Origin of the sequence: uncultured Desulfovibrio sp., from assembly GCF_944324525.1 — a bacterium.
GTDB lineage: Bacteria > Desulfobacterota > Desulfovibrionia > Desulfovibrionales > Desulfovibrionaceae > Desulfovibrio.
Window position 1 is genome coordinate 1 of record NZ_CALUWS010000060.1, and the last position, 12,676, is coordinate 12,676.

At 61.4% G+C, this 12,676-nt stretch carries 8 protein-coding genes and 1 CRISPR repeat array; of the genes, 1 reads left to right on the forward strand and 7 read right to left on the reverse strand.

Features of this window, described 5'->3' with window-relative positions; genetic code table 11:
* The first annotated feature begins 9 nt into the window (after positions 1 to 9).
* Positions 10 to 580: a CRISPR direct-repeat array (repeat unit 35 nt; unit sequence CTTGCACAGACCTCTGAGCTCGGAGGGGTTACGAC).
* A 140-nt stretch (positions 581 to 720) separates the two neighbouring features.
* Complete coding sequence (locus Q0K12_RS11290) at positions 721 to 2,313, forward strand: RNA repair transcriptional activator RtcR family protein (RefSeq protein ID WP_297263020.1); 1,593 nt, start codon at positions 721 to 723, stop codon at positions 2,311 to 2,313.
* 257 nt (positions 2,314 to 2,570) lie between these two features.
* On the opposite strand, the gene Q0K12_RS11295 is transcribed toward Q0K12_RS11290, so the two are convergent.
* The 7 genes from Q0K12_RS11295 to Q0K12_RS11325 are packed head-to-tail and all read right to left on the reverse strand — an operon-like array spanning position 2,571 to position 11,929.
* On the reverse strand, positions 2,571 to 4,217 hold the full coding sequence (locus tag Q0K12_RS11295; RefSeq protein ID WP_297263022.1) for a TIGR03986 family CRISPR-associated RAMP protein: 1,647 nt from the start codon (positions 4,215 to 4,217) through the stop codon (positions 2,571 to 2,573).
* On the reverse strand, positions 4,214 to 4,693 hold the full coding sequence (locus Q0K12_RS11300; RefSeq protein WP_297263023.1) for a hypothetical protein: 480 nt from the start codon (positions 4,691 to 4,693) through the stop codon (positions 4,214 to 4,216). Before Q0K12_RS11300 ends, Q0K12_RS11295 begins: the two co-directional genes overlap by 4 nt.
* Positions 4,690 to 6,093, reverse strand: a complete 1,404-nt coding sequence (locus tag Q0K12_RS11305) for an RAMP superfamily CRISPR-associated protein (RefSeq protein WP_297263025.1) — start codon at positions 6,091 to 6,093, stop codon at positions 4,690 to 4,692. The genes Q0K12_RS11300 and Q0K12_RS11305 overlap by 4 nt, the downstream gene beginning before the upstream one ends.
* Positions 6,093 to 7,712: a hypothetical protein gene (locus Q0K12_RS11310; protein WP_297263027.1), complete on the reverse strand. Its 1,620-nt coding sequence runs from the start codon at positions 7,710 to 7,712 to the stop codon at positions 6,093 to 6,095. Before Q0K12_RS11310 ends, Q0K12_RS11305 begins: the two co-directional genes overlap by 1 nt.
* Positions 7,709 to 8,356, reverse strand: a complete 648-nt coding sequence (locus Q0K12_RS11315) for an RAMP superfamily CRISPR-associated protein (protein WP_297263029.1) — start codon at positions 8,354 to 8,356, stop codon at positions 7,709 to 7,711. Before Q0K12_RS11315 ends, Q0K12_RS11310 begins: the two co-directional genes overlap by 4 nt.
* The gene (locus Q0K12_RS11320; RefSeq protein ID WP_297263031.1) at positions 8,349 to 9,980 is read right to left on the reverse strand and encodes a hypothetical protein; all 1,632 of its coding nucleotides are present in this window, start codon (positions 9,978 to 9,980) and stop codon (positions 8,349 to 8,351) included. Before Q0K12_RS11320 ends, Q0K12_RS11315 begins: the two co-directional genes overlap by 8 nt.
* Positions 9,977 to 11,929 carry a hypothetical protein gene (locus tag Q0K12_RS11325; protein ID WP_297263034.1) on the reverse strand — a complete coding sequence of 651 codons (1,953 nt, stop codon included), beginning with the start codon at positions 11,927 to 11,929 and terminating at the stop codon, positions 9,977 to 9,979. The genes Q0K12_RS11320 and Q0K12_RS11325 overlap by 4 nt, the downstream gene beginning before the upstream one ends.
* Between the last annotated feature and the right edge of the window lie 747 nt (positions 11,930 to 12,676).

Consider the following 12,676-nt stretch of genomic DNA (forward strand, 5'->3'; position numbering starts at 1 on the left):
TTCTGATGACTTGCACAGACCTCTGAGTTTTGAGGGGTGATACGGCGCCACCAGACATCAAAGCTTGGGCTCGACTCTTGCACAGACCTCTGAGCTCGGAGGGGTTACGACCTTATCCTGTATTCCCTTATGCCTGCGTATGAGCTTGCACAGACCTCTGAGCTCGGAGGGGTTACGACTCTCCGTTGGAAAGATCTATATAGATAGCAGCACTTGCACAGACCTCTGAGCTCGGAGGGGTTACGACTCTTCTTATCGCATGCTACAATGATCCTTCTACTTGCACAGACCTCTGAGCTCGGAGGGGTTACGACATGTTGCAAAAGCTGCAATTGGCACTGGTTTCTTGCACAGACCTCTGAGCTCGGAGGGGTTACGACAATTTTTTAACCATCTTATCCTCCTTGATTTTCTTGCACAGACCTCTGAGCTCGGAGGGGTTACGACATCAGACGTCGCATCGCCGTGGCTGTTATCCCTTGCACATACCTCTGAGCTCGGGGGGGTTACGACCGACGGACATAAAAACGATTTTCGAATTGCATCTTGCACAGACCTCTGAGCTCGGAGGAGTGCCGCATCCTTCCCGGTCGACTGGGCATGTCTTCTTGACCTCCTTTCGCCCGGCGCATACGCTTGTCAGGCGTCCCCATTCCGGGAAGGAGACATGCGGGTTGTGCGGCGGCAATGGCCGCAGGCGAAACAGCGGCAGGAGGCGGTATGGCCAGACAGAAGCGACGCTCCATCATCGTCAGCTGGATCGGCGGGAAGGATATTGCCGCCATGACCGCGTGGCGGCAAAAAAACGGCCTTCCGGTGTCGGATACGGACAGGAAGTCCTTCTTTACGGGCGAGGAAGCTCCCGGACACAACGGGCCTGTGCGTACCCTGACGGATGGTCGGGAGGCGGAGCGCATCTACCTGCTGGTCAGCAAGGAATTTGAAGCGGATGCGGAAAATATGCGGGACTGGGTGGCGCGTGGCAACAAAGCCGCCTGCACACTGGTGATGACCGGCCTGGACGATCCCACATCCTATGAAGAAGTCTACGCGGCGGCGGAGGATTTTTTCCGCAAGCACTGGCACAACAACGACGCGGAGCGATTCTGCTTCAATCTGACGCCGGGTACCCCGGCCATACAAGCCATCATGCTGTACCTGAGTCAGGTACGCTATGCCGGCGGTCAGGCCTGGCGGGTGGTGGAGCCGAAGTACGCGCAGGACGGTTGTCAGTGTTTCGAGGTGCGCCTGCCGTTTCGTCTGCCGGTGGAAAGCTGGCGGCAGGGCGGCGGTTCTCTGGCCGACGAGGGGCAGCTTCAGGAGATACTGAGCGTGTATGCGCCGGTGCGTGCCGTCACCATCCTGCTTCTGGGAGAAAGCGGGGTGGGCAAGACCCATTTTGCCCGCCGGATACACGCCGGATGCGGCGGCAATGACGCCTGCTTTGTGGAAGTCAACTGTGCGGAGCTGGCCGCCGGGGACGGCAACATGTTTCGTGCCGAATTGTTCGGCGCGAAAAAGGGTTCCTACTCCGGCGCCTACAAGGACACGGTGGGCGCCTTTGTGCGCGCCCGGGGCGGCACGCTCTTTCTGGACGAGATCGGGGAGATACCTCTGGAAAGGCAGGCCATCCTGCTGCGAGCCCTGCAGGAAAAAAAGATAGAGAGGGTTGGCGGCGGCTCAGAGGACGTGACCGACGTACGCATCATTGCCGCCACCAACAGGAATCTGGCGGAGGAAGTGCGGGCCGGGCGCTTTCGACAAGACCTCTTTTATCGCATCGCCATGTGCCCGGTGTACCTTCCGCCGCTGCGCCGGCTTGCCTGCCATGATGAAGCCCGTTTTCGCCAGACGGTTGAGGACACCCTGGAATCGCTCGGGCGGGATACGCCGCAACTGAAGAGGAACTGGACGCTGGATGAGGATGTGTGGCCTCTCCTGTTGTCGTACGCCTGGCCCGGCAATATTCGAGAATTGCGGCATGTGCTGTTCCTGGCCTGCGTCAGAGTGGAATCCCGGGGAGGATGCATCCTCAAAAAGGGCGATGTGGAGCGCCATCTGGCCTTTGCGGAACAGTTCTCGGCGCTCGCCGCACCGGAAGGGCGGGCGGACGAAGAGGGGGAGGGGGATTTCCTGCCCGAGAACCTTGACGCCTGGCTGGAGCGGAAGCGTACGCTCTTCATCGAAAGGGCCATGCGGCAAGCCGGCAACAACCGTGCCGCCGCTGCCCGTCTCCTCGGCATCCCCTATCAGAAATTGACCTATCATATGGAGCGGCGCGGCAGGCCTGGGCCGTCAGGGCAGGACGCATAGGCTCCAGAGCGTTTTGCCGTTGAAAAAAGCAAAACGCGAGGCGGCCGCACAGCACCGCCCGCCCGGCCCAGACCAAGCGGAATGACCGCGTTTTTTCCGCGAAACGCCAGGCCGTATGCTTTGGAACGCGCAGCGTTTTGAAAATGCTCATGGTTTGAAACACAGGCGTTTCAAACTGAAAATACTCCCGAATGCCCCGCCGGGCGCGCAGGCACGCCACATGCCCGGCGGGGCATCTCTCCGCACATGGCGGCGCATCATCGACTGCCGTACACTTTCAGCGCCGACGGCAACAGCGCCTTGCTCTTGGCAAAGTTGGGCTGTCCGTATTTTTCTTCCAGCGGCATGGGAGCCGTTTTTTCCGCTCTCGGACACTGGTCAAAGTCCGTCATGGCCAGCAGGGTGCGTATGGACTCCAACTGCTCATAGGGCTTGCCCATGCGCTCGCCGACATAGCCCTGAAAGGCCGCTTTCAGTTCCTGACAGGCGGCGGGCGTCAGCGGGGCAGGCCCGCCCGCAAAGCGGTCGCGCAACGAGGCATAACGCTCCCGCCGGGGCTGCACCAGCACGTCCTCAACTTCCAGCCGTACCGATCCCAGCCCCAGCGCCTTGCCCAGCCCCAGTTTGTGCGCATGGCCTTGCGGCAGTTCCAGCGCCGTGAGCAGTGCGCCCAACTCCACGCCGCTGACGCCGTCCACACGGATGGTGAACCGCGCTTCAGATTCGGCGGCCAGCGGGTGCAGACGGGAAACGATCTTGCTCTTGCCCCTGAGATGTTTGGGACAGAGCCGAACACTCTTGCAATGCCAGTAATATTTGCGGCCCCGCAGACGTGCCCCGGGACTGTCGTAGGTTTCGAGCTCGTCCAGTTTGTTGCCGCAGTCCCTGGCTTTGGGTTGCTGCAGATAATGCAGCAAACAGGTCGGGTGCGGCTCCATGAGGATGGCCTCAATAGGGGAAGGGGAATGCCATGAATGCCTGGTGAACCGCGCCGCGCTGACCGCCACCCGTCCCTTGCGGATAATTCGTCCGACAGAGCCGAACAGCCCGGCGGCAAAGTCGTCGGCCGGACATTCGCCCACAAGATCCCTGACCGTATGACGATAGGCCACACGGAAATAGCGCGCCGTCCCCAGAGCCGCTATCTGCCCGTTTTTGTCCACGCAATAAAAAACGCGCGCCCCCTTGCCGTCATCCAGATGGGGCTTTTCCTTTCTACCCCAGCGGTTTTCCTGATCTTCCGTCATCTGATCAAAAAAAGTCTCCACGACTTCCGGGGGGACATCCCACGTCTTTCTGTCCTTCTCCTCCTTGACGCGATGGAAGATGTAGCCCTGCTCTTTTAAGTGCATCTTCCCGGTCTGGTAGGCTTCCGGGCCGATGCCGCGCGTGATGCGGCTTGCCGGTTCCAGAGTGTAGCGCGCCCCCTTGCGATGCAGAAAACCGCCCAGGATGTTATCATCCGGGGGAAACTTTTCCTTGTAGGCGGCACTCTTTGTGCCTGTCACATTGCGCCAGAACAGCTTGCCGCCATTGACCGGCGAAAGATGCGAATGGCTGATGATCTCCACAAAGGAACGCAACATGCCCTTGAGGCTGGTGCCCGGAATGACGGGCTTTCCATCGACCATGAAGAAACGACGGTCCTGTGCCTCCGCATCCTGCGTGTCTCGCCCCTTCGCTTCCTGCGGCCCGGCGACCAGCAACGGCGTCAGAGCACGCAGGCGGCAGTGGATGACGCCGGTATAGGCCGTACCGTCGTTCGGGGGGGAAGGCACTATCCCTCGAGGATCACAGGGGATGAAATTATAGGGCGCGGTAGCCGGGCCGACGCACGGCTTGCCGGTACGGGAACGGGCGTGATTGCCCCCCCCTTTGAAGCTCTGCGAATAGGTTTGCCTCATGCGTTTTCCTCCCGGTCAAGCGAACTGGATGCAATGCCGCTCAGGCGTTCGGCCCGCAGCACGGGCATACCGGAAACCTCGTCCGGCACAAAATATTCCGTATGCCGCAGACGCGGCAGCCTGCCCTGCACCCGCAGGGGGGCCGTCACCTCGTGCTTGCGCAGCAGATAGACGCGCCGCCGGGCATAGCCTGCAACACTCATGCTGCCCGGAAGTTCCCGGCCTTCGCACACGATTCGGCAGCAGAGGCCATCTTTGTCCGGCTCCATGCGCAGCTCCGCATCATCGGAAAAGATGGTGCAGCTCAGGAGGCTTTCGTGCCAGTCCGGGGGCAAGTCCGGCAGTCTGCCGCACAGGCAGTGCTGCGGCTGTTCCAGCAGAAACCAGGCCTCGCCGGAAAAGAGCTCCGGCCACAGCATCCGGGCGGCATCGGGCGTCAGTACCCGCGTATCTATTGAGAATTGCACGTTATTCATGGGCGGTCTCCTTCGATGTCCTCCAGCCAGCGCCGGCACATGGACGCATCATGACGGTCAAGGCGTTCTCCCTGCCGCATGGCATCGCATCGCACGTTTTCGAGCGCCTTCCGCCAGCCTTGTTCCATGCCCCTGAGGCGCAGAACGCCATTGCCGCGATTGACGCCATTCCCCACCGGCAATGCGCCTTCGGCAAGATCCAGCAGCGCATGGAGAAGGAGGCGGGCCTCCGTATCGGTGAGCTCACGCACTTCCAGCCGCAGCGGCACTTCCAGCCCGTCCTGCCAGAGCGGGCACTCATCGAACAGCGCCCCCGACAGCGCCCCGCCGGTAAAACGGTCGATGGCCACATGCTGGAGATGGGCCGGTGTCCCGGCCGTCAGCAGCACATCCTCCACGCACACCTTGCCGGCGGCTCCTTCCGCGCCGGATGCATGGCCGAATAGCCCGTTCACACAAACGGCGGCATCCATATCCAGGGCCTCGGCCACCCGGTAGACCCGATGCCGCAGCACCCCGCGCAGGGAACTGCCGGGCAGGGTATAGCGCGGCTCGACGCGCTTTTGCGCGTAGTCCAGGCAGGGGGTCATCAGGCAGATGATGTCCGCTTCATCGCGCACGTTGACACCACCCACGATAAGGGGGGCATCGCACGTCAGCGGCAATTCCAGATCGGCGGAAAGGCCCTCGCCCCTCCACTGCGGCGGCGCCGCATCCGGGAGAGCCACCTCCCGTCCGTCGCCGTTGGCAAAACGTGGGGCGGGGGCAAGGTTGAGCCAGGCGATCATGCCTTCTTCCGTATCCAGATCAAAGTGGCGGCAGGCGGCGTACAGGCTCCTTACCCTGCCATAGCCGCTGGCGCGTTTGCCGCCCAGACGGATATGCCCGCTGGCCAGCGCGGCGCAAAGACGGCAAAAGACCTCTCTTTCTTCAGAGGTTGCGGCCTTTTCCCAGGCATCCAGACGCAGTTCCAGCGCAAAGCGCGCTCCCGGGGGGACGATCTCCTCATCAAACTTGCCGCCTTCCTCAGCGACTTCGGTTCCCAATCCCAGGCGGACATGATCGCGAATGTACGGACCTTGCGGGATGGCGACCTCCTGCCCGCCCATCACCTTTTCGACGACCGGGACCTCGTCGAAATCCAGCAGCCGGGCATCTTCGCACCAGATGAGGGAGGCAAGGCAGTTTACGCCTTCCTGCTTGCCGAACAGGCGGCTCTCCACCCCCCGGATGTCGGTCTGATCCCGCATCCAGCCGCGCAAGATGCCGGCCACGGAACTTCCGGGGATCCGCCAGAAGCCGAAAGCATCGCGGCTGACCGGCTGATCCTGCGTCACATCCTCACCACCCCCGCAATGCAGCGGGGTCTGCAACTCCAGAATAAAGCGGGCGACGTACATCAGTGCTTCTCCTCGGACGCATCATGACCATTGCGGCGAAAGGCCTTTTCCCACGCGTTGAGCAGTTCCAGCAGGGCAAGACGGTGGAAGCGATCCATGAAGGCCTCGCGTTCGCGGGCATCCGGCTCACCGCCAAGACAACGGAGCTTCGATGCGGCCAGCCGGGCAAATTCCTTTTCATCCAGCAGGCGCGGCATGATCTTCGACAAATGCTCCCGGTAGTCGCTGAAGGGACAGTATGCCGCAGCTTTTTCCCATTGTTCGCCGGGCGTTTTCGTGAGCATGTCCACGAATATGCCTTTCCATTCGGATCGCGACCGCGTAGCCACCAGCAGGCGGATGTTGCCGCGCTGGCTCTGGCTCGGCCGCCTGTTGCCCGCGGCGGTTTCAATGAACCGCTGGATGTCGTCGCGGCTGACGAAATCCACGGCCGCGGCCTGCGCCTGACGGCTCAGTCCGCGCCAGCGCAGCACGCGCACTACCGGCGTGAGCGCGGGAGGCGGGACATCGGTCGCCGCAGCCGCGGAGGCCACCCCTCGCGGGCGTACCATTTCACTGCTCAAAAAGACGGGATCGCAGAGCAGGCGCCCGTATCCCTCCCGTCGCCAGCCGCCAAGACTGGGCGGCAGGGGACGCGCCGTGCCGCTCCAGCTCGCGCGCAGGACGCTGCCACGCTTGAGGGCCAGACGCGAACGGCGAGGCAGCCGCCAAAGACCATTGAAAGCGGCTATGGAAACGTAGGCGCAGGCCTGATGCGTTGCATCCAGCGTCAACGGCACGCCCAGAGCGCGGCCCAGCTCCTTTTCCAGACTTTCCAGCGGATTTTCCCAGGAATGGACGGGCAGATAATCGGAAAGAAGAAAGAAATCCGCCTGCCCGCCTTGCGGCTGCTGCTCCGGCAGTTTCGCTAGGACGGCACGGCAGCGAACGCGGCCGTACCCGGCGGAGCGGGCATGGCCCACATGGATGACGGGCGTAGCGGCGACAAGCTCGAGAACGGCCTGTGCGGCTGCCTCATCCTTGCAGATGACGTAGCTCTCGAAAACCGCGCCGGGCGTCAGGGCACTGTAGCCGAAAAGCTGGCTTTCCGCCGCCGTGCGCGCCTCGGAAAGCGCCACATGCATGGTCCAGCACTGCGACAGCCGGGGCATGCAGCAGGTATCCGGCGCCATGAAGCCGTCCCCGAGCTTGCTGAGCTTGACCGGGCCATCCGCCTCGTCGGGATGATGACGCCGGTAGCAGGCATCCAGTTTTTCGCCTTCGGACAGCGCAAACATGTTGAACACCCGGCAGTCCGATATATCCTCGTCGCCTTCCACGGGAAGACCGCCGTGGTTTTTTACCTTCTGGAAGCAGAGCGGCAGGGGGACGGTGGGACCTTCTCCCACCCGGGGATAGGCGTGCCCCCATTCCACGTCACCAGCCAGAAAGAGGGAAACAAATTCCGGCGAAGCATCTGGCGGGCTTTGAGGATGGAGTCGCTTCCAGGCATGGGCCAGCGCGCCCAGCAACATATTGCCGGGAATGTGTTCCAGTGTCCGATGTCCCATGCTTTCGGCGGAACCGTCGGTAATGACGAGCGGCTCCTCCGCCGCAAGGATAAGGGAAACAGCCTTCATGCGGCACCTCTCAGGAAAAGGGCTTGTTCGGACGGCAGGCCGATGGGGCCGTCGGGCGTGTCGGCAAGGCGCAGGCGGCACAGGCCGAGTCCGCGCGCGCGATTGCCGCCCATACTCTTGACCGCCGCGCAGACGGCGGCAAGATAATTTTCCACCCAGGCGCAATCCAGTCCCGCCGGAGGCTCCACCACCACTTCCGCCGTCAGACGAAGGCCGGGGATGCCGCATTCCAGCGTCCGCAGGGTGCTGGTACGCACCTGCCGCTTTTCGTCCAGAGCTGTCTGTATACGACGGCACGTCATGTCACGCACAAAATTTTCCCGTTCCGACATGGGTTGTACGCTGAGCCAGCGGCGCAGCTCCGCTTCCAGACGTGCGGGAGAAACGCGCAGGCAGCCGGACTGATTGCTCAGATCCGCTGTACTGCGTGTGCCCCAGAAGACGGCTTCGGCACGGCGCAGATCCTCACGGCAGCGTCCCAGACGCCATGCCCCCTCGCGCAGGGCGCCGCGCAGGGCGCGTCCCGGCACGAAAGGCAGCCCGTCCGTGTCGCGTGCCAGCACCGTGTCGGCAAGATGCCCATCGCCCAGGCCGCTGCCCACCTGCCATTCGGAGAGGAACAGGATCTCCAGTTGCTTACGCATGGGTTTCTTCCTTGTTATTCTGCAAATATTTGGTGTAGCCGGCTGGTTTGGCTGGCAAAAGATGCGCCAGCTCCAGATAATCGCCCAGACGGGTCACATGACGATCCCCCCGCGAGAAGAAAAAGCTGTCGTCGGGGAAAAGCGTCTGGAAGCGTTCCGTGGACATGAGCGTGGCATTATGGCGTCCGCCCAGACCGCGTTGCAGATTCTTGAACAACTGTCGCCAAATCTTGTCGGCATGGGCCTTGCCCCGGCGGCATTCATTCATGGCCGGACGCACGGCGGAACGCGGAAGGCTGGTCAGCACATCGATGCTCTCGCCCACAAAATCGGCAAGCTCACCCGGCCGTAGCAGCAGAGGTTTAGCGGTCAGCCATGCGCCGCCATCGGCCTGTGCCGTGCGTTGTCTGCCGGTCTCCAGTTCCGCGTCCACTTCATTGGTGATCACCAGATAATCCATGCTGCTGGGGCGCTCGCCCGGCATGTCCGCCGTAAGGTTCTTGGCGTTCTTGATCAGGGCTTCCGCCAGCGCAAAGGCTCTGAGGAAAGGATAGCCCACGGGGCAGACCACCATGCCCACCCCCACGGAAAGCCGCGTGCCTTTCTCTCTGGAGAAGCCCTCAAAGGCCTGGACGAAGGTATCGATGAACAAAAGCGCCACGTCGGCTCTGGCCACCACGGTGACGTCATCACCGCCCAGAACGAGCGGCCGCACAGGCACGACGAGCGCACGCGGGGCGGGGGCATCCCCCGTTTTTTGTGTGGCGCCGCAGGTCAGATCATATTCCAGCACGCGCTGCAAGGCCGCACGAAAAGCCGCTGCGGTGGTTTCTTCCACAAGGCGAGAGAGCTGTCCCATGTCCTGAATGGATTTTTCCGGCGATCCCCCTTCCTTATCGATTTTTTCCAGTCTGGCGCGAAACAGCTTGCCCAGATCATTGCCGTCCATATGGATGAAGGCCACCTTGCCCTGCCCGGCGGCAAGCTCTTCGAGGTCTTCCGACCATTCGGGGCGGCAGTTTTCCGGGATATCGTCCAGCTCTATCTTGCGCAGACGCTGCCGTGCGTTTTGCAGCAGTTCCGGGAGGCGGCGCGTCTGTGAGGGCAGGGATACGGCCTCCTTGTCGTCTTCCGCCACGGCGGGAAGGCCGTCCAGGCGGGCAGGGCGACACAAGGGCAGCATGGGCATGCCCGTTGCCACAGGAGCCGCATTGCGCTGGCGGGTGATATCTCCGGCAAGCTCACGCTTGGTGTCCTTGATGCTTTCCTTTGTCCACAAGCAGGGACGCAGGGCGGCAAACAAGGGCAGGCCGGGATAGCGTTCCAGCGTCTTCAGGCCGTAGGCGCACACGAACTCCCGCCCTGCCTCGGGCGATGGAAAGAGCAGATGCAGCGCACCGGCATTACGCTGCAGGGCAAGCACCTCACCTGCTTCCGGGCGTCGGGCATCCTTTGGCTCGATAAGGCGCAAACCCAGGCTTTCGCAACATCCAGTGAAGAAATCCTTGGAAAGGGACTCGACAAGTTCCGATCCTCCAAGCATTTCCTTGAGCTTTCCCGTACCGAGGATGAAGTTCTGTATGCCGCCCACTTCCAGAACGACATAGCCAAGTTCAGAATTCATGCCGTCTCCTTTGACGATATCTTGGATTCGGAGGACGCCGCACGGCTGTGCTGCCTGCCGGTCAGCAATTCGTCCAGCATCATGCGCAAACACTCCGGCCGGCAGAGTTCACGCCAGCCGAAATAGGCCACGGTGGCCCTGGAGTCGCACATGGTTTCCACCCTCCACTGGGCGACGCCCAGATGGCAAAGCAGGGGCAGGGCAAAGCGGCTGAGGCTCTGCGCCATTTGCACGCACTCCTCAGCGGCGGGCTTCTTGGTCTGCTTGGTGGTGGCCTTGCAGGAAACGAGGAAATGCACCGACTTCCACGCGCCGATCACATCCATATCCATACGGAAAGCGCACTGGTGCAGTTGCCTTTCCGCCGCATGTTCCCAGGGGATGCGCACCCGTTCATGCACATGTGTGGCCCCCGCCTGCCGGAAGGCATACGCCGTCAGCCCTTCCAGCCATTCGCCGCCCGCTTCGGCATACAAAAAACGCTTTCCTGCCGGGGTGGTGATGCGCCACTTTCCCTCCGTTTCCAGCCACTCCTTGCTGTATCCGCCGGCATGGACTTCCTGTTGCAGCCACTCCTTGCCTTCCTCCAGACACGCGCGCATCTGGTGCAGGAGAGCGTCAAAAAGTTCCCTGCGGGACGTCATGTCACAGGCCCGGGCAGCAGGGTGGCTCTGGCGCAGCAACAGCAAGGGATCGCAGGAGAGTACGGGAAGAGCGTTTTTGTCTGGCGCCAGCATGCGCACGGCGGACTTGTCCAGTGACCAGACGCCGAAGCCGTGACGCCTGGCCCAGAGGGTCAGGAAGGCGCTGTGCCCCTTTGTGCCGGGCGTAATGTTGACGTGGATGTTGTGCGCGCCGTTTTCCGGGATGAGGCTGTGCGGAAGGGTGCAGCCGGTAATGTCCGTCGCCAGTAGGGAAATATGCTCGACGCCCGGCAGATGATTCATGTTGCTTGCCAGACGCTGCGCCCGTTCCCGCTGGCGCTCATCGGCAGTATGGCAGAGGATGACGTGCGGCAGCTTATGGTTGACGATGGCATTGAGCGTGGGGGCAACGTCGTCTCCCAGCATGAGTACGAGCGTATCCGATCCCACAGGACAAACAGCAGGGGCGGCATACGGAACAACACGGGCGGCCGTCGTCAGACGGGTCATGATCGTACGCAGCTTCTCCATGCGGCGATGACGGGGAAGCTGGGCATTGATGACGACGGCATGCGCCTTGTGGCGGCTTTCATCCCGTACATGATCCCGGATCGTGCCGGAAGGGCAGAGGACATGCACCATGCGGCTGAAAAGCTGGCCGCTGGCCTCCCGCGAGGCCGCCCAGTGAGCAATGGCGCGAGCGTTGCGCAGACGAATCTTGCTTTTGGCGGAAGTGTTCGCCGTCGTATCGACCAAAAAGGACACATGGCTGCCGGAGCCGCACCATACGGCATCAAACAGGAGGCCGCCCACACGGATGTTTTGCAACATATCGTGCGGCAGCGGGATCCGCTCGGCTCGGCAAAAGGCGCAGAAAGGGCTCTCGCCCTGTTCCTGCTCCCAGACGACATTTTGCAAGGCAAGCATGTCCCGCACGGGCAAAGCGGGCGGCAAAGGACGGCGGAGCGTGTCGCCGCCGGCGGTGGGAACAAATAAAATCTCTTCACTGGTAGTCAACACCAGCGTTGCTTCCCGTGTCGCCAGTTCCGCCACCATTTGCGCAACACGAAAATTCTGTCCCCCCTGACAGTTGAACAGCATATGCTCTCCCCGGGATGCAACGTCTTTCACGATATCGGCGGGGGCGGCTTCCGGCAAAAGCGTAACAGGCGGCAAGGCATGTTCTTCGCAGAATGTTCTGATGCGTTCGGCATATGGTACGCTGAGTTTGGAAACATAGAGCCAGATGGCATCAGGCCGTTGTCCGCCGTGCACGCTGCCCAGCAGCGGCGTCAGTGTTCCCATGATCTGGGTTCCCGTATATGAAACAAAGATCGTGCCCATGAACAAAGCCTCATTTTCATTTTTTTATATCATAAATGGAATGTATTGTTGAAGCAAGGAAAAGTTAGGCAAAAATATAAAAATAAAACTGCTGATGGGAGAAAAAGCTTTATTGTCTGATCATGCGGGTTCCTTTCCTTCTCTATCGCCGGAACGGCGGAGAGGCAGCCACTCCACCGGCAAGAAAGGAGCACAAAACAGGCAGATAGGAAACAGATGCAGTACCCGAGCATCGCTGGCTGAGCGTGGAGCGCGCAAACAGCAAGAGCATGAAAAAGCCTCCGTGAGTGTTGCGGTAAAAGGGGACACAAGAGGGGCGGGCGATCAGTCGGCAAGGGCTACGGGGATGCCGACGTAGGTCAGAGCGATGACGAAGGGATGGGAAAGAATGGAGCCGATGGTGCCCGCAATGCCGGGCTGAGCAAGAAGAAAGAACATGAGGAAACCTCCCTAGGATTTGGGGTGAAACGATGACGGGCCGACAGGTAACCAGGCTAGAACGTGGACATCAGAAAGTCGTACAGACAAATGGCGTAGGTAAGCGAAGCAAACTGCTCGAGCAGGGGAGGGACGGCCAGAAGAAACATGAAAAACCTCCTTGATATGGTTGTGGAAGGGAGAGGGTAGGCCCGGCGATCAGTCGGCAAGGGCTACGGGGATGCCGACGTAGGTCAGAGCGATGACGAAGGGATGGGAAAGAATGGAGCC